We start from the raw sequence: 19,667 nt of genomic DNA on the forward strand, positions 1-19,667 counted from the left end.
TTACTTGAATACTTTCACTATTTTTTGGGGTTATTGTTATCGAGCGCTTGGTAATGAAGCGTTGTTCTATGATCACATGTTTTATTGTTACTGCTTATACATCGCCTCAGAAGACAAACAAATCATTGAGACGTTTGATTATTTATTTAAAAAGGATTTTAAGACCTCACCAGGGCTATTTATCAGGGATTATTTAGATAAAAAAAGTTTCTAAATAACGAGGGCTATCGTTTTATCTTTTAGATGTCATGCGTTATAATAAGACTATATAAACTATAAGAATAGAGGATTTAGTGAATGAAACGATTTTCGTTATTACTTTTTATGCTGGCATTTGTGTTTAGTCAGTTTCAACCAGTCGTCAAAGCCGATGACTATGACGTGGTTTACTTTGGATCAAAGCTTTGTAGTGGGTGTCAAGAAGTTGAAGCTTCTGGTGTCTTTGATGAATTAGAAGCCCAAGGCTTAAACGTAAAAAAATACATCTTAGAGGATGACTCGAGTTATACAGGTATCTTCAGAAACTATCAGTATACGTATGGGGTTAAAGACAGTGAAAAAGCAGTCCCTATTTTGTTTGTTGGAGATACCTTCGTTAATGGGGTAGAAAACATCAAAAAAATGACGCTTAATGAAGAAATTAAAACCCTCGCACAAACCCCGATGTTACCGATTGAAGAGGCACCTGCGGGTGGGATTCAAATTGTGTATTTGATGTTACTCGGTTTACTCGATGGGATTAATCCTTGTGCGATTGCGATGTTAATCATCTTTATCTCGCTTTTAGGGTTTTCCAAAGAAAAGAAAGTGTTGTTAAAGGTCAGTATCACCTTTATGTCTGCGATATTCATTAGTTATTTCTTGTTTGGGACCATCTTATTTCGGTTTTTATCCGTCTTTGCGCATTTAGGGTTTTTAGTCACGGTGGTGCCCTACGTCATATTAGGGATATCCGTCGTTTTATTTCTTTTAAACTTTTATGATTATTTAGTGACCCGTAAACAACAATACGATAAAGTTAAAAATCAGTTACCAAAAGGGATTCAACGATTCAACCGTAATTTGATGAAGAAATTCACAGACGCCATGGAAAATGATTCCATTTACATGTACGTGATTACCTTTGTTTTAGGCTTAATTATCTCAGTGACGGAATTCTTATGTACGGGACAAGCTTACTTAACAGCGATTCTTCACCTCATTCATTTTAGTGATCACGTGATGCGTGGGATTTTATTATTATTTATGTACAACATTCTATTCATCTTACCACTAATCATCATTACCGTTATCGCAGTCAAAACCAAATCGGTGATGGGCGTGACGGTCTTTATGAGAGAAAAACTACACATCGTTAAGTTGATTAACGCCATCGTCTTTTTAGCGATTGGGATTTATTATATTTTTGTGATCATCGGTTAGAGGAGGGTATTTATGGCTAAAAAAATTAGATTAAGCACCAAAGACGAACAATCGGTTTTCATTGGTAAAGTCATTGATTTGCCAATCAAAAAAGAAAGCATCAAAAAGATGTCGATCACGCTTTTTAATGACCCTGAGCCTTGCGTGATACATGAATCCTATTCGGTGAGTAAGTTAACCGAGGGCTTAAGCGAACAACAAAAGAAGTTAAAGACAAGAGTAAAACTTACCTCACTTGAGCTCGATCTGAGTTACCTTGAACTAGTTAATTTAGACGATCTTTACATCGAGGTAGTCAAATGAAGCCAATCTACGTCGATCATGGGGCAACAACCCCACTCTTAAAAGAAGCACTCGAAGAAGGCATGCCTTATTTAGATAGAAGCTTTGCAAACCCATCATCCATGCATCCGTTTGGGATTGAGGTTAGAAAACGAATCAATATTGAGCGAGAAAACTTAGCAAAAAGTCTCAAAGTAAGTCCAAAAGAACTCTACTTTACCAGTGGGGCAACCGAAGCGATTAACTTAGTTTTACAAGGAGTATCAAAGTGTGTAGGTCATGATAAAGAAATTTTGACCACTAAAATCGAACATAAAGCGACGCTAAATACCCTTCATACGTTAGAAAAAGAAGGCGTCGTGGTTCGTTATATACCAGTGGACAGCCAAGGGCTTTTTGATTTTGATTTGTTTGAAGAAATGCTAACGCCTAAGGTAGGACTAGTTTCCTTAATGTGGGCGAATAATGAAATAGGCACGCTTTATGATATGGAAAGAATCGCTTCAATTTGTCAAAAGAAAAACGTACTACTTCACGTCGATGCGGTTTGTGTCGCAACTAAAATCGAAATGGACTTATCAAAAATACCCATCGATTACTTATCGATATCGGCCCATAAGTTTTATGGACCTAAAGGGATTGGTCTACTCTTTGTCAGAGATAACGCACCAATTTGTCCTTTGATATTTGGTGGGTCACATGAAAATCACTTAAGAGCAGGCACGGAAAACGTGTTTGGGATTGTGGCATTATCAAAAGCCTTTGGCATCATGAGTGAAAAAAGAAAAGAAGTAATCGCTCACTTAAATGAGCTTACAACAGCCTTTAGAGAAAAATTGAGTCAGATTGATGGCGTTTATTTTAATGGGCCTACTGAGTTATCTAACCAATTACCAGGGCTAGTTTCTGTTCGCATCAAGGGTTTTCAATCGATCGCCTTGGGTTTTGAGCTTGCAAGACATGGCATTTATGCTTCAAGTGGTAGTGCTTGTAATTCCGATGTGATTGAAGAGTCTCACGTCATTCAAGTAGTCAATCGTGATTGCTTAGAAGACTTTGGCGTTGTTCGTTTTACATTTGGTAAAGACAATAGATTAGAAGAAGTCAATCGTATCGTAGTTGTGATCAAAGAAATCATTGTAGAAAACAACTAAAAACATTAAAGTGTCGATAAAATGCAGTATTATTCTGTAATTTATCGACACTTTTTTATTTTTAAAATCTATTTTTTTAAAAAGTGTAAAAAAAATGTTGAAATTTTTAACATTGGGCGTATAATATTTCCATATGGAGGATAGTTAGATGAAGAACTACACAAAAGAAAGTATTTTAAAGAGTGCAAAAGAATTTGACGTACGCTATGTTCGCTTACAATTTAGTGACATGTTAGGTACCGTCAAGAACGTTGAAATTCCAATTACCAATTTGGAGCGTGCCTTAAACAACGACATTATGTTTGATGGTTCTTCGATCCAGGGATTCGTACGTATTGATGAAGCAGATATGTATTTATACCCGGATTTATCTACTTGGTTAATCCTTAATTGGGAAAATGCCCCAGTGGGTCGTGTGGCAAGACTGATTTGTGATGTGTATACCTCAAGTAAAAAACCTTACGAGGGTGACCCTAGATACGTGTTAAAAAAAGCGTTAAATGAAATGAAGAGTCTCGGCTTTGATAAGTTTAACGTTGGTGTAGAACCGGAGTTTTTCTTATTTAAACTCGATGAAAAAGGAAAAATCACCAGAGAGTTATCCGATCAAGGTGGTTATTTTGATTTAGCCCCAATGGACGGCTCTGAAGACATTAGAAGAGACATCGTTCTTGAGATGCAAAAATTAGGCTTTGAAATGGAAGTGTCACACCATGAAGTCGCCTTTGGTCAACATGAAATCAATTTCCACTTTGATAACGCATTAGAGGCGTGTGACAACATTCAAACCTTTAAAGTACTTGTGAAAAATGTCGCAAGACGTCACGGGTATCACGCAACCTTTATGCCAAAACCAATCAAAGGCATTAATGGTTCTGGGATGCATTCAAATCTAAGCTTATCCAAAGACGGACGTAACGTATTTTTTGATGAAAAAACAGACAATCAATTATCGGAAACGGCGCTTAAATTCATTGCAGGTATCATGAAAAATGCGCAAGCATTTACGCTTGTTTGTAACCCAATCATTAATTCTTATAAACGTTTAGTGCCTGGTTATGAAGCCCCGGTCTACATCGCTTGGAGTGATTCAAACCGCTCAACAATGATTCGTATTCCGGCCTCAAGAGGGAATGCCACACGAATTGAGGTAAGAAGTGTTGATGCCTCAGCGAACCCTTACTTAGCAATGGCAGTCTTACTAAACTCAGGGCTTGATGGGATTAAAAATGATCTAACGGCCCTAAACCCACTAAAGAAAAATTTATTTCGCATGAGTGAACAAGAAAGAAGACGTTTAGGGATAAAGAATTTACCTGAGAATCTAAAAGAAGCCATTGAGTTTTTCCAAAAGAGTGAGTTAATGAAAGAAACCCTTGGTGAAGAGCTTTTCGAGAAATTTATTGAAGCCAAACAAAAAGAATGGGACGAGTACAAAACGATTATTTCCGAATGGGAATTGAACAAGTACTTACCAATCATCTAAAAAGCAAAAGAGGAAATTTTTCCTCTTTTTTCTTGTATTAAAAAGTAAAATGGTATAATTAATGTGAAAAGAAAGCGTTTTTAGAAAAAAGGAGTGTTACGTTTGAGTAAATATAAAATAGCGATCGTTGATGACGAACAAGACGTCAGAGAGCGACTAGAATCGATGATCCTAAAAAGCCCAACGGCGTTTGAACTAGTTGGTGTTTTTGATAATGGCATTGATGCCTATGAAGGCATCACAGGCAAAGACATCGACTTATTGATCACCGACATTAGAATCCCATATATTGATGGCATTGAGCTCTCAAGAAAACTTAAAAGTAGTGATCCATTCATCAAAATCATTATCATCACAGGTTATGACCAGTTTGATTACGCCAAACAGGCCATTGAACTTGAAGTGATCGGGTTTATCTCCAAACCGATTTTACAAAAAGAGCTCGATAAAGCTCTACAAAAAGCACACGATAGGATTTCAACTGATTATAACGTGTCAAGTGTCATTCAAGAGTTAAGCGAATTTCGTAAAGAGAACCTGCCCGTGCTTGTGGAAAATGACCTTTGTCTTTTATTACAAATGGACAAACCAGAGGCCTCTTTCATTGATAAATTAAAAAAAGAAGGCGTTCACCTTCGGTTTGATCATTTGTGTATTGGTGTCTTTGATTTTGACATCAGAGACGACAAAACGGACTTTGATAAGTTAGATTTGGCGTTTTTAACGTTAAAAAATCAACTCGAACAAGCCTTCAAGAAGTATGATTTTGAGTTATTTAAACGAAGTCAACTGTTCGTCTTAATTCTTAAATCACTTCAACCGTTTTCGAACGTTGAAATATTAAAGTTTTTAGATACCGAGATTAAACGGATCAAACGGTATTTAAACCTAAGCATGAGTGTGGGTATCTCAAATCCATTTACAATTGAAGGTTCATTTAAAAAACACTTCAGAGACGCGCGTGCTTCACTTGAACAGCGCCGATTTTTAGGTTCAAATCAAGTGTTTTTTTGTAGCGACTTAGCGCAAAAAGAAAATTTGTTGATCTTAGACCGGGATGCCTTTAAAAACCTATCGTACGTGATTCGTTACGAAGGGCTTAAAGAAATTAAAAAAGAACTGGATTATTTATTTGAGATTGCCAAAGATGGGGTTTATCACTACACCCTAACCGAGGTATTAAATACCATCATCAGCAATTGTGAAGAACCAGAAAAACTCATCAAAGATGGCATCAATTTAAATCAAATCCACCTGAATTTATTAGAACATAAAACCAAAGAATCGGTTTATAATTATTTTATTGAATTGATTTTAGCCGTTAAAGGCGTCAACCAATCGCTTCAAACCGACGTGGTTGGTAAGAACTTAGACAAGATTTTAAAGTACATCGAAACCAATTTTAGTGATCAAAACCTCAACCTAGAAATGGCCTCAGACCAAATTGGGCTAAGCCCTTCTTACATTTCTGCCTTACTAAAAAATGAAAAAAACACGACCTTTGTCAAATACGTCACACAGTTAAGAATGGAAAAAGCCAAGGAACTCTTGAAAAAACAATCCTTAAAAATCATTGAGGTCGCTGAGATGGTTGGTTACTACGAACCTTATTATTTTTCTCACTGTTTTAAGAAATATGAAGGTAAATCACCAAAAGAGTTTAAGAAGGACGAGTCATGAGACAAAAACATTCCATTGCCTCAATCATTCTAATCTCATTTTTTAGTATTTCGATGATTTACTTGATATTACTCTTTAGTGTCACTTATGTGAATTTCAAGAGAAATATCACAGAGGTATCGAACATTCAATCAGAAGAAATCTCAAGACAGATTGTCTATAACTATGAGTCTTACATTAACACCATCATTGACACCTCGAACCTCATTCAAGCAGACATTACTAACAAAGACATCTACGCTTCAATCGATGAAACCTCATCCTACTTAAACGACGTGATCCGCTTAAAAAAAGAAATCATCACGATTGAACTCTATGATTTACAAGGGGATTTAATCGTGTCAAACATCAAAAACCAAACCGCAAGAAATGCAAGTCAAGCGTCTTGGTTTTTAAGTTCGATTAATGAACAAACCATTCATAACTTTCAAACCCCGTTTGAAACACAAGGGGTCTATCAAATCACGATATCAAAGTTTGTGTTATTTAATAAAAACGACCAAAGTGGTGTCTTAAAAATCGTCATTTCATTTGACCAGTTCGTCGAACTCGTCAAAAAAAGTAATCTCGGGTTTGGTGGACACATTTCAATTATTGATCAGTATTATAACACCATCTACACCTCTAAAACCGACGCATCTGGTGTTTCAGATGCCAAAGAAAAAGAAGTGTTTTTAAACACCGTGATTGGGACCTCAAAAACAAAAATCAATGACTTAAACATGATGGTGAACGTCGATACGCTTGCAAACACCAGATGGCGTATTGGGGTATTTATCAACGCAGAGGGGATCAAAGTCATTGAAAACGAGTTCTTTTGGAACACGTTTTCCATCTCAACGTTGTTTTTATTTTTTGCCGTCCTACTCTTTTTAACCATTTCAAGACGTATCGCAAAACCAATTCAAGCATTAGAAGCGAAAATGTCAGACATTGAAAAAGAGGAGTTCTTTCAAATTCAAGAAGTCAACATCGATTCTTATCAAGAGGTTAGCGCGTTATCGCATAGTTTTAATACGATGATGAAAAAAATCGACGAACTGATGACTCGGGTCGTGGTTGAACAAAAAGAACAACGTAAATCGGAATTAAAGGCTCTTCAAAATCAAATCAACCCCCATTTCTTGTATAACACACTTGATTCCATCGTGTGGATGATTGAAAAAGAACAAAACGAACAAGCCGCTGAGCTGGTGATTGCCTTAGCTAAATTCTTTAGGCTTTCCATTTCAAAGGGCAGAAATATCATCCCAATCAAAGATGAAATCGATCACGCAAGAAACTACATCTTGATTCAAAACATCAGATACCAAAACGCATTTACTTATTCGTTTTCTTGTGAGGATGACATCAAAGATCATAAGACAATGAAGTTCTTACTACAACCACTGATTGAAAATAGCATTTATCACGGCTTAAAAAACCGAATTGATCAAGGACACATTGAGGTTAAGGTTTATCAAGACGAAGAAGACATCATCTTCTCTGTTTCTGATAACGGTTATGGGATGAGACAAGAACGTATCGATGAACTCTACCGACGGTTTAAAGATCAAAACCTGCACGATGGGGTTGGTCTTAAAAACATTTATCAACGCTTATTAATCTATTTTGGGTCAAAAGCGAAAATGATCATTAAGAGTGAACTCGACGAGGGCACCACAATTGAAATCCACATTTCGAAGGAGGCAAGTTATGAAGAAGATTAATCTCATTTTATTGGTTTTCATTGTTCTTTTTCTTGTCTCCTGTGAGAAAAAAGAAATCAAAGTAGGCATCATGATCTATGATGAGTCCGATACGTTTATGCAAGAGTTTAAAAACGCGATCATTAAAAATTTGAGTGATTACGAGTATGAGGTATTTTATGCCTCAAACTCTCAAAGCATCCAAAACAAACAAATGGTTAATTTAATCGATCAAAACTATGACTTGCTTGTCATTAATGCGGTTGACCGCTTGGCTGCAAGTAGCCTAGCAGAACTCGCAAATGATAAAAAGATACCCATCATTTTTATCAACCGTGAACCACTAGAAGAAGACATCGCTCGTTATGAAAACATTTATTACGTCGGTGCAGATGCGGATCTATTAGGCATCAGACAAGCAGAAGCGGCAGATTTGGTGTTTAAAGACCCCAAAAACTTAAATAAAATCTTTGATCGAAACGCCGATAACGTCATACAAACCGTCATCTTAAAAGGCGAACAGTCTCACCAAGATGCTGAAAAAAGAACCCGTATGTCGATTGAACACTTACGAGCGCTTGGCTATGAGGTCGAACTTTTAACGACTTCGGTGGCCAATTGGCGACGAGACCTCGCCTACATTCAAACCAAAGAAATCATGGAAATGTTTCCTGAGGTTGAATTGATCTTATCAAATAACGATGACATGGCCTTAGGGGCAATTGATTACTTAGTGGAGACGAACCGCTTTGAAAAAGGCGAGACCTACGATCAAGACATCTTAATTATTGGAGTCGATGCCACAAGTGTTGGAAAACAAGCAATCAAAGATGGACTGCTTTTTGCAAGTGTCTTAAATGATTCAAGCGCACAAGGGCATGCGGTTGCTACCTTGATCAATTATTTAATGAAGCATAAGCCACTCGATGACCTACCATTTGAACTTGTTAAAGAACGCTATGTGTTCGTTGATGGTCAAGTCATCTTAAAAGAACATTTGGAGTAAAAAATCAAAGTTAGAGAATTTCACAACTAAAAAATAGAATATTACATTTTTCTTGTAAGCGATTACAACTATAATGAAAGCGAAACCAAAAGGGAGGAAACAAAAAAATGAAACGAATTTTTGCTTTAATGGTTACGCTTTTACTAGCGGTAACAATGTTTGCATGTGAAGAAGATGGCGAATTCAAAGTAGACATTTTTATTTACAAGTACTCAGACACTTACATTACAAGTGTTAGAAACGCAATGGATGCTGAACTTAAAGGCATCGACGTGAATTACACATTCCACGATGCGGATGGCTCACAAGAAACACAAAACACACAAATCGATGGTGCAATCGCGAATGGGACTGACCTAATCGTTGTTAACATCGTTGAAACTGAAAGTGGTAACGTGGTAATTCAAAAAGCGAAAAACGCTAAGATTCCTGTGATTTTCTTCAACCGTGAAGTAAGTGATGCCGTTGTTAATTCATACGATGACGCAGCATTTATCGGAACTGATCCAGACGAAGCTGGTTATATGCAAGGCGAAATGATCGCTGACTTATTACTTGCTGATGGCGCGTGGGAAAAATACGACTTAAATAACGATGGTAAGATCAACTACATCATGTTAAGAGCTGACTTAGATAACCCAGAAGCAAACGGTAGAACTAAGTATTCAACTCAAGAAGCTAATCGCTTATTGGTTGCTGCTTCAAAACCTGAATTAGTACAAATCGGTACTGACCAAATGGCTGGTTGGGATCTAGCAACTGCTAAGACAATGACTGACGCATTATTAACTTCTAACCCATACACAGGAGATCAACCAATTGAATTAGTTATCGCTAATAACGACGACATGGCACTTGGTGCAATCCAATCACTTAATGGTGTTGGTTATAACACAGGTTCAGACGCTACTAAATATGTATTAGTAGTAGGTGTAGATGCAACTGCAACTGCTGTTGATGCCATCCAAGGTGGTAAAATGGCTGGTTCAATCAAACAAGACGGTGTTGCTATGGCTAAAGCAATCGTTAAGTTCATTGAAAACGTCTCATTAGACAAAGACTTCAATGAAGGTACAGATTATACATTTGAAACTGGTGCAGATAAAGTAAGAATTCCTTACGCTAAATACACTGGCGAATAACAGTAACATTTAATAACAAATAGGCGGCCGTTTGGCCGCTTATGATGTTATTAATCCAAAAGTTTGATAGGAATATAGATTTTTGGATTAATGAATATGACAGGATTGGTGGGTTAACTATGGAATACATCTTAAAAATGGAAGGGATCTCAAAATCATTTCCAGGTGTAAAAGCGTTAGATAAAGTAAATTTATTTGTAAGACCGGGTAGCGTACACTCCTTAATGGGTGAAAACGGGGCCGGTAAATCAACATTGATGAAATGCTTATTCGGCATTTATTTTGAAGATGAAGGCGAGATTTTTCTAGAAGGGAAAAAAGTCAAATTCTCAAGTTCTAGACAAGCCTTAACCAGTGGGGTTGCGATGGTTCAACAAGAGTTAAACCAAGCGGTCAAACGAAACGTCATGGATAACGTTTGGCTTGGCAGATACCCAAAGATTGGGCCAATGGTCGATCATAAAAAAATGTACCAAGACACCTTAGAGATTTTTAAGACCTTAGAAATTACCGTTGATCCAAAAGAAACCATGTCGAATTTGAGTGTTTCTCAAAGACAAATGGTTGAGATTGCAAAAGCGGTGAGTTATGACGCAAAAGTAATCGCGTTTGATGAACCAACTTCCTCTTTAACCGATAAAGAAATCGAACACTTATTTTCAATCATCGATAAGTTAAAGAAAAAAGGCTGTGGGATTATTTATATCTCACACAAAATGGATGAAATCCTACGTATCTCTGATGATGTGACCATCATGCGTGATGGTAAATGGATCTCAACAACACCAGCCAAAGACTTAACGATTAATTCAATCATTAAGCAAATGGTCGGTCGTAGTCTTGATAACCGTTTTCCGGATAAAACAAACAAACCAGAAGGTAAAATCTTAGAAGTTAAGAACTTTAGTGCGTTATACAAAAATCACATCGAAGAAGTGAGTTTTGATTTAAAGAAAGGTGAGATTTTAGGTCTTGCTGGACTTGTAGGGGCAGGACGCACCGAAGTCCTTGAAATGATTTTTGGTATCACGTCGAAAAAATCAGGTGATTTGATTTTAAATGGCAAAAAAATCGACAACAAGAATTCACGACAAGCCATTAAAAACGGCTTTGCCTTATTAACTGAAGAACGACGTGCCACAGGGATTTTTGGGGTACTAAACATTTTAGAAAATGCCACCTTATCCAATTTAAAATCCTATCAAAACAAGGTCTACTTGAAGCACGATCCAATGAAAGAAGATACCAAATGGGTGATTGACTCAATGCGTGTTAAAACACCAGGTCAACACACTAAGATTGGTAGCCTTTCTGGTGGGAACCAACAAAAAGTGATTATCGGCCGCTGGTTATTAACCAAACCAGAAGTGCTACTCTTAGATGAACCAACCAGAGGGATCGACGTTGGCGCGAAATATGAGATTTATCAATTAATGATTAATCTCGCATCAACGGGCAAATCCATCATCATGGCATCCTCAGAAATGCCAGAGTTACTTGGTATTTGTGATCGAATTTTAGTGATGAGTAATGGTCGTGTGGCTGGCATCGTTGATGCTAAGACAACGACTCAAGAAGAGCTGATGAGTTTATCAGCGAAATACATGTGAGGTAAGCTATGAATAAACCAAATGAAACAATTAAAGCACCGCTAAGCGAACAAGAAATCTTAGCGAAAAAAGAACTTAAAGAACAACGTAAGAGAGACATTAGTGAATTTATCATTAATTACTCCCTCTATATTTTATTAGTCGGATTCATCATTTTTGTTACCATCATGAGACCGAGATTTATCTCGATAAACTCAATTGTCAACATCATCACTCAAACGGCGTTTCGTTTACCGATTGCCTTAGGGGTTGGTGGGATCATCGTCTTAACGGGTACCGACCTGAGTGCTGGGCGTATCATTGGCTTAACAGCCATCATTACGGCCTCACTACTTCAACGCGGGGATTACCCAAACATTATGTATGAAGGCTTAGCAAATAACCCAATGCCAATTTTACTCGTGTTATTGATTGTTGTGATTGTTGGTGGGATCTTCGGGGCATTTAATGGCTTCTTTGTTGCTAAGTTTAAACTACACCCATTTATTGTAACGTTATCGACTCAACTGATTGTTTATGCCATTAGCTTACAATACATTCAACTTGGTAAAAATAACGGTCAACCAGTGGGTGGATTAAGACCAGACTTCTCAGATAAAATTATTGGTAGTGTCAGTATCTTCGGTATTAACATTCAGTTTTTAGTATTCTATGCCATCATTCTGGTTGCCTTAATGTGGTTTATTTGGAATAAAACCGTGATTGGTAAGAACATGTACGCCGTTGGTTGTAACCCAGAAGCCGCAAACGTTTCAGGGATCAGCGTGTTTAAAACAATCATGACTGTCTTCATCATGGCAGGGATGTTATATGGGGTTAACGGCTTTTTCACAAGTGCTTATGTTGGCTCTAATAACGCCGCGACAGGGGTAAACTTTGAGTTAGATGCGATTGCAGCCTGTGTGATCGGTGGTGTATCATTCTCCGGTGGGGTTGGTAAAATTAAAGGCGTTGTGATTGGGGTATTCCTACTTCAATTAATTACCGCATCTTTCATCTTCTTAGGCGTTGATGCGAACCTTCAATACGCAATTAAAGGGCTTGTTATCTTACTTGCTACCTCAATTGACATGAGAAAATATTTAGTACGTAAGTAATGGAAGAAAAAGAAAAAGAAACCAAACAAGCCATTAAAAAAGGTGGCATGTATGAAAACATTGATGTATCAAAAAAAGGCCTGACAATCACCATTTTGGTGTTGTCCTTAGTCTTTGTGGCATTAATGATCTATTTAGTCGTTAGGGGATAAATGCTTATGGAGCTTATCATATTATTAATTACGATGTCATCGTTTATGACCATCTACTTAATTAATAAGTCTATGTTATATCAAAAAAACCAAACTGGACCTAAAATTGAGGAATATCAAATCTTGATCACCTCAATGATTATGGGCAGCCTTGGTTATGTCTTTGCCTATTTCATGTTTGGATTTCGACATGAAAAGAAAAGGTATCATTACATCGAACTCGGATTATTAGGTATACAGTGCTTAATCGTTCTATTTCTTCTCCTCAAATAAATAGAAACGTGGGTAGGATAACCCTAAAGAAAAACACAGTCAAAATGGCTGTGTTTTTCTTATCGCGTTTAAGACAAAAAATTTAGGATGAGTCTTAAATAAAAGACATGATTTTCGACTGAAAAATCAAGCATGGCTTGATTCTTTTTAGCAAAGGCAACCATGCTTAAGACCCCGGTACCATGGCCGTGTTCATTCGATATGGGTAGACCATCCTTAGAAAAGACAATGTCGTCAAAATAAGGGTTTGATATTTCTAAAAAGAGACTATCGTTTTTAAACCTAGAAGTTAAGGTGATCACACGATTGGACGCCTCAGGTATTTTTAAACACGCGTGGATCGCATTTTCAATGGCATTTGAAAAGACAATCGCAAGCTCACTAGGGTTAATCGGTAAGACCTCTGGGATGTCTAGATTGGAGATCACCTCGATTTGTTCTAAAGAAGCGTAATTGAGGTAATGTGAAAGGGCGGCGTTGATGACTTTATTTTTACAATACGATTTAGGGCTGACCTCAGATAAGGTTTGATCAAGGTCTTCTAAATAATGTGAGGCTTGTTTAAAATCTTTGGTCAAAATCAGTTCGTTAAGAATGGATAGGTGATGTCTTAGGTCGTGTTTGATGATCGCAATCTTTTCTTCGGCAAGAAAAATAGCCGCTGACTGTGCCTCAAGCGAGCTCACTTGAATACTCAACAGTTTTTTGTCACGCTCAAAGGAAATCTTCGATTCAATTTCTTGGAATAAGAAAAAGAGAACAACGTAGATGGATAAACCCAAAAACAGACCAACGTAGAGATGAATAAAATACTGTGGTCGGTATAAAATCGGATTTGGGACGAAACCGATGTAATAAGAAAGCACATAGGAGATGACCAAAACCAAGTTCAATATCCACCAGCCTTTATTGAGTGTTTTTACCATTTTTAAATAATGAGGCTGTATAAACCGATGAACAAATGGAAAGAAGAGTAAATAAGTGAGGACTCTAATGGTGGTATCAAGTAAAGGGTTATCTTTTTGAGTGGTTAAATAGGAAGCTAATAAACCATTGACAATTGCGACGTTACCAAACACTTGGATGGATAACATAGCAAATAGAAGCTTTGCCCCTTTGTATATCGCGTAATAGGAATAAAGTAAAAAATTCGGTAGTAAGAGCGTTAAAAAGAAAAAACGGATATAAAAGTCAGATAAACCAAGGGAATCAATCATAAATGCGTTGGCTACTGTGATTAAAAACATACCAGAAATGATGATCAAACGGTGTTTCTTAACTGGTGGTTTTAAAGGCACTAGAATTAAAAGAAAATAACAGGCAAAGGCTTGTGAAATAAAGAGTCTGACAATCGTTGGGTTCATCACATCAATAACCCCCTCTAAGCGTATAATCAAGGTATTGTTTTCTAACGAGTGTTCGTCTGTTTTTTGATATTGGAATAAAGGCTTGGTTGTTCATAATAAAACCATCAGGCACCATTTTTAAGACGTGATTAAGATTGACTAAATAAGATCGGTGTGAAAGGATGAATGATTGATGTTCAAATAACGATGGAATCGTCTTTGAAAAAGTCGTACGGTAGAACTTACTTTTGATGACCGATTCTGTGGTCGTAAAGTAAAGCACGTGATCACGGTATTCAATCCATTTGATGTCAAGTAGGTTAAGCGTGATGCGTTCCGTTCTGGTTTCTATTTGGTATTTGACTGTTTTCTTTTTGACTAAATGGCTGGCCATTGCTAAAGCGTCATTTAGCTCACTCGCTTTTAATGGTTTGATTAAATACCGAATGGCCAACATCTCATACGCATCAAGTGCGTATTCTTTAGAGGCGGTTAGAAAAATAATGACCGCATCTTTGTTGTGTTTTCGTATGACCTTAGCAAGTTCAATCCCACTGAACTCGGGCATCAAAACGTCTAAAATAAAGACATCCGTGTGAGTTAAAATCGTTTGATCATCAATGACTAGTTTAGGGTTTAAAAAGTAGGTCACATCAAGATCAAAACGGGTGATAACGTCTTTTTTTAACAGTGTTTTTAGATGAGTCATTTCGTTTTGATTGTCTTCACAAACCACCAGTTTTATCATAAGTCACCTCTAGGTATGCCTTCTTATTAATCTTTATTGATTAAGTGTGTATTACGAACTCATTGTTTACTTAATTAGAGCAATATAATTTTATCACAAAGAGACCAATAAGACAATTAAGTGATGAAGTGTCCCTTTTAAGTGATTGGTCTTTAAAATATCGTTGACTTATGATAGATTAAACGCATAAACATAGACAACCATAAGCGTGTAAAACCCTGTGATTTGTTTAGAAGTTTAGAGACGTCAAGACTTAGAATGAATATACCCTGAACTCCCCCCACGAGTTGGTCTATTTGGCTAGGTCTTTTGTCTTTATATGAGGGTTATATTTAGAAAAAACACAAATTTTGTGTTTTTTTCTTAATGTTTATAAGTCATGGTTTTCTTGGGATTTAAGTACTTTGAGATCGATGAAACCGCGGTGGCTGCTTCACCCATGCCAGATGAAATCATTTTGATCTTACCAGGATAGGTAACTGAGTTGCCTGCGGCATAAATGCCTTTATGACTGGTTTCCATGTTGGTTTTTACTGTGATTAAGCCGTTATCGGTTTTTATGCCATACGCTTCGTAATCAGGTTTAATTGGGACGTTACCATAAAAGACCAGAAGCGCATCGGTTTTAAGTGTTGTCGTTTCTTTTGTCTCTAGGTGTTTGATCACAAGGGACGCTACCTTAGTTGTTCCTTCCATACGGATTGGTTCATAAGGTGTATAGACCTTAGCAAACGATTTGACTTGTAAGACGTTGTTTTCGTGGGCTCGAAAATCAGCTCTTCGGTGAACCACGTTAATGGATTTTGCGTAGGGTTGTAGGCTTAAGGCAAAATCAATGGAAGAATCGCCGCCACCTAAGATTGTGATGTCTTTGTCTTTAAAGTCGCTTAAACGCTCAACGAAATAGTGGATGTTATCAAACGCTTTTTCATTAGGTAGTCCAAGAGGTCGTGGTCGAAACATCCCACCACCATTACAAAACAAGATGGTCTTTGAAAAATAGACCCCTTTGTTTGTAATAATTTTGTAGTAATCTTCTTCGTGAACAAAATCAAGAATTTGGATGTTTAACAGGATACGATCGGTTTGTTGTTGAGTTAAATATTGTTGGTATAAAGACAAAATGAGTTCACCTGCCGTTGTTTTTGGAAAACCAGGCATGTCATAAATATTCTTTTCTTTATATAGGTTTAGTGTACCACCGTAAAGATGGCTAGATTCTAATACGATGGCATCTAGGTTGTGCATCGCACAAAGCGTGGCGGCGTATAGACCCACAGGGCCACTACCAATGATGATAACGTCTTGCATAAGTTTGCCTCATTTCTATTTAAAAAAGTTTCTTATATAGTATAACACGACATTTGATGATTTGACATTCAAAATATCAATTAGATGCGTCTAATTATTTATAATTACACGAGATAAAAATAGGAATAAATCTAGATAACTAAGCGTTTAAAACAGGTTTTGATGATTAAAACGTTTTCATTATAACTATGCGTGCGAATTGATTGATTAAACGATATAATGAGTTTGTAAAAAACGATTAATTTAATAGGAGGAAATCGTCCATGAAACAATGGGAAGGATTCAAAAAAGGTCTTTGGCAAGAAACTGTCGATGTCAGAGACTTTATCGTTAACAACTATGAAGAGTATCTAGGGGATGACTCATTCTTAGTTGGTCCAACAGAAGCATCTACAAAATTAAATCAACAATTCATTGATTTATTAGCAAAAGAAATCGAACTTGGTGGTGTCATCAGTGTTGACACAGACGTTGTGTCATCGATTACGTCACACAAAGCAGGTTACTTAGATAAGTCGCTTGAAAAAATAGTAGGTCTTCAAACGGACGCACCTCTAGTTAGAGGTTTTCACCCATATGGGGGGATTAACGTTGCTGTCAAGGCAGCAGAAGCGTATGGTTATGAAATTAATCCAGAGCTTAAACACATTTTTACTGAGTATCGTAAGACACATAATCAAGGGGTATTTGATGCTTACAACTCAGAAATCAGAGCAGCCAGAAGTGCGGGCATTATCACCGGTCTTCCTGATGCGTATGGTAGAGGCCGTATCATTGGTGACTACCGCCGTGTGGCTCTTTATGGATTAGACTACCTAATCAATCAAAAGAAAGCAGAACAAAAGAGTTTATCGTTTCCAATGACGGAAAGAAAAATCCGTTTAAGAGAAGAAATTCAAGAACAAATCAACGCACTTGGTCGCTTAAAAACCTTAGGGGAATATTATGGGTTTGACTTATCAAGACCAGCAGATAATGCGATGGAAGCTGTCCAATGGCTATATTTAGGTTATCTTGGTGCCGTTAAAGAGCAAAATGGGGCTGCGATGAGTTTAGGTAGAACCTCAACATTCTTAGATATTTACATCGAAAGAGATTTAAAAGCTGGCATTATTAATGAAACAGACGCTCAAGAAATCATCGATCATTTCATCATGAAATTGCGTATGGTTCGTTTTGCTAGAACACCTGAATACAATGAACTATTCACAGGCGATCCGACTTGGGTCACTGAGTCAATTGCAGGGATGAACTTAGATGGAAGAAGCTTTGTTACTCGTACAAGCTTTAGATACCTTCAAACACTGTATAACTTAGGGACATCGGCTGAACCGAACCTTACCGTATTATGGAGTGAATCATTGCCACAAAACTTTAAAAACTTCGCTGCTAAAGTATCGATTGATACATCATCGATTCAATACGAAAACGATGAATTAATGAGACCTGAACATGGTGATGACTATGCCATCGCATGCTGTGTTTCACCAATGGCAGTTGGTAAAGAAATGCAATTCTTTGGTGCACGTGCAAACCTTGCTAAAGCACTACTTTACTCCTTAAACGGTGGTAGAGATGAAATGAGCGGCAAACAAGTCGCACCAAAAGGTGAAATCATCAAACCAGGCGTCTTAAATTACGATGAAGTGATGGTTAATTATGAAAAAACGTTAGAGTGGTTAGCAGAACTATACGTTGGCGCATTAAACATCATTCACTACATGCATGACAAATACGCTTACGAGTCATTCGAAATGGCTTTACACGATAGAGATGTAACTAGATTTTTCGCAACCGGTGTTGCAGGCTTATCAGTAGTTGCAGATAGCTTATCAGCAATCAAATACGCCACAGTCACACCAATCTATGATGAAGAATCCGGCTTAGTCGTTGATTTTAAAACCGAAGGGGAATTCCCTTGTTACGGGAATAATGACGACCGAGTGGACCAAATCGCAGTGGATCTTGTTTCTAAATTCATGAACATGATTCGTAAACACGAGACTTACCGTGATTCAATTCCAACGATGTCTGTCTTAACCATTACTTCAAACGTGGTATATGGTAAAAAAACAGGTAACACGCCAGATGGCAGAAGAAAAGGCGCACCGTTTGCACCTGGGGCAAACCCAATGCACGGTAGAGACAATTCAGGGGCACTAAAATCCTTGATGAGTGTGGCTAAAATTCCATGTGAGTCTTGTGCCGATGGTATTTCAAATACCTTTACCATTGTGCCTCAAGCACTTGGAAAAGAAGAAACAATGATGTTTGAAAACGTCATGGCAAGTGACATTAAGGTAGAAAACTTAGTCAATATCTTAGATGGCTACTTTACTGGTGGTGGTTACCACTTAAACGTCAACGTCTTAGTTAGAGAAAAACTGATTGAGGCAATGAATAACCCACACCTATACCCAAACCTTACCATTCGTGTGAGTGGGTATGCCGTCAACTTTGCGTTATTAACTAACGAACAAAAGCGTGACGTTATTGCACGTACGTTCCATGAAACATTCTAAAGGCAACACACATTCAGTAGAAACCATGGGCGCATTTGATGGGCCAGGGATTCGTTATATCCTGTTTCTACAAGGATGTCCTTTAAGGTGTCAATTCTGCCACAACAGAGACACTTGGGATACGCAAGAAAACAAACTTCAAACACCTGAGGAAATTCTTGCGGATTATCAGAAATACAAAACATTTTATAAGAATGGGGGAATCACTGTTTCAGGCGGTGAACCACTCTTACAAATCGACTTTTTAATTGAGCTCTTTACATTATTTAAAGCGCACAATATACATACATGCATCGACACATCGGGTGCGACCTTTACCCCACACAATACAGAGAAGTTTGCGTCATTGATGAAGGTAACGGATTTGGTTTTATTAGATATCAAGCACATTGATGATGAAGGCCATAAAGTCCTTGTTGGGACAACAAACAAACACATACTAGCGTTTGCTAAATACCTAAGTGATATTGATAAAGACGTCTACATTAGACACGTCTTACTCCCTGGCATTACAGGTACTGATGACCAACTAACCAGATTAAGGAGTTTCTTAGATACACTAACAAACGTCAAACGAATCGATATCCTGCCTTACCACAAAAAAGGCATCGTCAAGTGGGAAATCAATCACTTTGACTATCCGCTTAAAGAATTAGAAGAACCTTGCAAGGATTTAATTATGAAAGCACACGATATTCTAAAGACCTGTTATGTATACAAGAAGTGAATTTAAGTCAAGCGATTCTAT

The 19,667-nt window shown here is 37.4% G+C and carries 18 protein-coding genes; 15 read left to right on the forward strand and 3 right to left on the reverse strand.

Going from position 1 to position 19,667, the window contains the following annotated elements; all coding sequences use genetic code 11:
* Nucleotides 1-4 precede the first annotated feature (4 nt).
* The 13 genes from BN853_RS00775 (at nucleotide 5) to BN853_RS00830 (ending at nucleotide 12,992) form a co-directional block, all read left to right on the forward strand.
* Complete coding sequence (locus BN853_RS00775) at nucleotides 5-214, forward strand: hypothetical protein (protein ID WP_052591096.1); 210 nt, start codon at nucleotides 5-7, stop codon at nucleotides 212-214.
* A gap of 83 nt (nucleotides 215-297) precedes the next feature.
* Nucleotides 298-1,422: a cytochrome C biogenesis protein region gene (locus tag BN853_RS00780; RefSeq protein ID WP_030004053.1), complete on the forward strand. Its 1,125-nt coding sequence runs from the start codon at nucleotides 298-300 to the stop codon at nucleotides 1,420-1,422.
* Between the two features lie 12 nt (nucleotides 1,423-1,434).
* Complete coding sequence (locus BN853_RS00785; protein ID WP_030004054.1) at nucleotides 1,435-1,725, forward strand: hypothetical protein; 291 nt, start codon at nucleotides 1,435-1,437, stop codon at nucleotides 1,723-1,725.
* On the forward strand, nucleotides 1,722-2,858 hold the full coding sequence (locus BN853_RS00790; RefSeq protein ID WP_030004055.1) for a cysteine desulfurase family protein: 1,137 nt from the start codon (nucleotides 1,722-1,724) through the stop codon (nucleotides 2,856-2,858). The genes BN853_RS00785 and BN853_RS00790 overlap by 4 nt, the downstream gene beginning before the upstream one ends.
* Before the next feature lie 148 nt (nucleotides 2,859-3,006).
* On the forward strand, nucleotides 3,007-4,344 hold the full coding sequence (gene glnA / locus BN853_RS00795) for a type I glutamate--ammonia ligase (RefSeq protein ID WP_030004056.1): 1,338 nt from the start codon (nucleotides 3,007-3,009) through the stop codon (nucleotides 4,342-4,344).
* A gap of 102 nt (nucleotides 4,345-4,446) precedes the next feature.
* Complete coding sequence (locus tag BN853_RS00800) at nucleotides 4,447-6,024, forward strand: response regulator transcription factor (RefSeq protein WP_030004057.1); 1,578 nt, start codon at nucleotides 4,447-4,449, stop codon at nucleotides 6,022-6,024.
* Nucleotides 6,021-7,733, forward strand: a complete 1,713-nt coding sequence (locus BN853_RS00805) for a sensor histidine kinase (protein ID WP_030004058.1) — start codon at nucleotides 6,021-6,023, stop codon at nucleotides 7,731-7,733. The genes BN853_RS00800 and BN853_RS00805 overlap by 4 nt, the downstream gene beginning before the upstream one ends.
* Complete coding sequence (locus tag BN853_RS00810) at nucleotides 7,720-8,718, forward strand: galactose ABC transporter substrate-binding protein (RefSeq protein ID WP_030004059.1); 999 nt, start codon at nucleotides 7,720-7,722, stop codon at nucleotides 8,716-8,718. The genes BN853_RS00805 and BN853_RS00810 overlap by 14 nt, the downstream gene beginning before the upstream one ends.
* Before the next feature lie 107 nt (nucleotides 8,719-8,825).
* Nucleotides 8,826-9,860, forward strand: coding sequence for a galactose ABC transporter substrate-binding protein (locus BN853_RS00815; RefSeq protein ID WP_030004060.1), 1,035 nt, complete (start codon nucleotides 8,826-8,828; stop codon nucleotides 9,858-9,860).
* A gap of 119 nt (nucleotides 9,861-9,979) precedes the next feature.
* Entirely contained in the window at nucleotides 9,980-11,470 is a 1,491-nt protein-coding gene (gene mglA / locus BN853_RS00820; protein WP_052591098.1) for a galactose/methyl galactoside ABC transporter ATP-binding protein MglA, read from the forward strand.
* An 8-nt stretch (nucleotides 11,471-11,478) separates the two neighbouring features.
* On the forward strand, nucleotides 11,479-12,567 hold the full coding sequence (locus BN853_RS00825) for an ABC transporter permease subunit (protein ID WP_030004062.1): 1,089 nt from the start codon (nucleotides 11,479-11,481) through the stop codon (nucleotides 12,565-12,567).
* Nucleotides 12,567-12,719 carry a hypothetical protein gene (locus tag BN853_RS08945; RefSeq protein WP_030004063.1) on the forward strand — a complete coding sequence of 51 codons (153 nt, stop codon included), beginning with the start codon at nucleotides 12,567-12,569 and terminating at the stop codon, nucleotides 12,717-12,719. Before BN853_RS00825 ends, BN853_RS08945 begins: the two co-directional genes overlap by 1 nt.
* A 6-nt stretch (nucleotides 12,720-12,725) precedes the next feature.
* Nucleotides 12,726-12,992: a hypothetical protein gene (locus BN853_RS00830; protein WP_030004064.1), complete on the forward strand. Its 267-nt coding sequence runs from the start codon at nucleotides 12,726-12,728 to the stop codon at nucleotides 12,990-12,992.
* A gap of 68 nt (nucleotides 12,993-13,060) precedes the next feature.
* On the opposite strand, the gene BN853_RS00835 is transcribed toward BN853_RS00830, so the two are convergent.
* The 3 genes from BN853_RS00835 to BN853_RS00845 all read right to left on the reverse strand — a co-directional run bounded on the left by BN853_RS00835 (nucleotide 13,061) and on the right by BN853_RS00845 (nucleotide 16,397).
* Complete coding sequence (locus BN853_RS00835) at nucleotides 13,061-14,356, reverse strand: sensor histidine kinase (protein WP_030004065.1); 1,296 nt, start codon at nucleotides 14,354-14,356, stop codon at nucleotides 13,061-13,063.
* Between the two features lie 4 nt (nucleotides 14,357-14,360).
* Complete coding sequence (locus BN853_RS00840) at nucleotides 14,361-15,086, reverse strand: LytR/AlgR family response regulator transcription factor (RefSeq protein ID WP_030004066.1); 726 nt, start codon at nucleotides 15,084-15,086, stop codon at nucleotides 14,361-14,363.
* Nucleotides 15,087-15,449: 363 nt separating this feature from the next.
* A complete protein-coding gene (locus tag BN853_RS00845; protein WP_030004067.1) occupies nucleotides 15,450-16,397 on the reverse strand; it encodes an NAD(P)/FAD-dependent oxidoreductase in 948 nt (315 codons plus the stop codon).
* Nucleotides 16,398-16,660: 263 nt separating this feature from the next.
* Here BN853_RS00845 and pflB point away from each other — a divergent pair, with 263 nt between their 5' ends.
* Together pflB and pflA are read left to right on the forward strand one after the other, a co-directional pair.
* On the forward strand, nucleotides 16,661-18,919 hold the full coding sequence (gene pflB, locus BN853_RS00850) for a formate C-acetyltransferase (RefSeq protein WP_030004068.1): 2,259 nt from the start codon (nucleotides 16,661-16,663) through the stop codon (nucleotides 18,917-18,919).
* Nucleotides 18,906-19,646 carry a pyruvate formate-lyase-activating protein gene (gene pflA, locus BN853_RS00855; RefSeq protein WP_030004069.1) on the forward strand — a complete coding sequence of 247 codons (741 nt, stop codon included), beginning with the start codon at nucleotides 18,906-18,908 and terminating at the stop codon, nucleotides 19,644-19,646. Before pflB ends, pflA begins: the two co-directional genes overlap by 14 nt.
* Nucleotides 19,647-19,667: the final 21 nt, after the last annotated feature.

This window comes from Paracholeplasma brassicae, from assembly GCF_000967915.1.
Taxonomy (GTDB): domain Bacteria; phylum Bacillota_I; class Bacilli_A; order Acholeplasmatales; family UBA5453; genus Paracholeplasma; species Paracholeplasma brassicae.

What these genes read in the sequence shown, in the direction of transcription:
- BN853_RS00835 (WP_030004065.1), bottom strand. Translation starts at nt 14,356, where the DNA reads ATGAACCCAACGATTGTCAGACTCTTTATTTCACAAGCCTTTGCCTGT.
- pflB (WP_030004068.1), top strand. Translation starts at nt 16,661, where the DNA reads ATGAAACAATGGGAAGGATTCAAAAAAGGTCTTTGGCAAGAAACTGTC.
- BN853_RS00845 (WP_030004067.1), bottom strand. Translation starts at nt 16,397, where the DNA reads ATGCAAGACGTTATCATCATTGGTAGTGGCCCTGTGGGTCTATACGCC.
- BN853_RS00790 (WP_030004055.1), top strand. Translation starts at nt 1,722, where the DNA reads ATGAAGCCAATCTACGTCGATCATGGGGCAACAACCCCACTCTTAAAA.
- BN853_RS00780 (WP_030004053.1), top strand. Translation starts at nt 298, where the DNA reads ATGAAACGATTTTCGTTATTACTTTTTATGCTGGCATTTGTGTTTAGT.
- BN853_RS00785 (WP_030004054.1), top strand. Translation starts at nt 1,435, where the DNA reads ATGGCTAAAAAAATTAGATTAAGCACCAAAGACGAACAATCGGTTTTC.
- BN853_RS00830 (WP_030004064.1), top strand. Translation starts at nt 12,726, where the DNA reads ATGGAGCTTATCATATTATTAATTACGATGTCATCGTTTATGACCATC.
- BN853_RS00815 (WP_030004060.1), top strand. Translation starts at nt 8,826, where the DNA reads ATGAAACGAATTTTTGCTTTAATGGTTACGCTTTTACTAGCGGTAACA.
- BN853_RS00810 (WP_030004059.1), top strand. Translation starts at nt 7,720, where the DNA reads ATGAAGAAGATTAATCTCATTTTATTGGTTTTCATTGTTCTTTTTCTT.
- pflA (WP_030004069.1), top strand. Translation starts at nt 18,906, where the DNA reads ATGAAACATTCTAAAGGCAACACACATTCAGTAGAAACCATGGGCGCA.
- BN853_RS00840 (WP_030004066.1), bottom strand. Translation starts at nt 15,086, where the DNA reads ATGATAAAACTGGTGGTTTGTGAAGACAATCAAAACGAAATGACTCAT.
- BN853_RS00825 (WP_030004062.1), top strand. Translation starts at nt 11,479, where the DNA reads ATGAATAAACCAAATGAAACAATTAAAGCACCGCTAAGCGAACAAGAA.
- BN853_RS08945 (WP_030004063.1), top strand. Translation starts at nt 12,567, where the DNA reads ATGGAAGAAAAAGAAAAAGAAACCAAACAAGCCATTAAAAAAGGTGGC.
- glnA (WP_030004056.1), top strand. Translation starts at nt 3,007, where the DNA reads ATGAAGAACTACACAAAAGAAAGTATTTTAAAGAGTGCAAAAGAATTT.
- BN853_RS00805 (WP_030004058.1), top strand. Translation starts at nt 6,021, where the DNA reads ATGAGACAAAAACATTCCATTGCCTCAATCATTCTAATCTCATTTTTT.
- mglA (WP_052591098.1), top strand. Translation starts at nt 9,980, where the DNA reads ATGGAATACATCTTAAAAATGGAAGGGATCTCAAAATCATTTCCAGGT.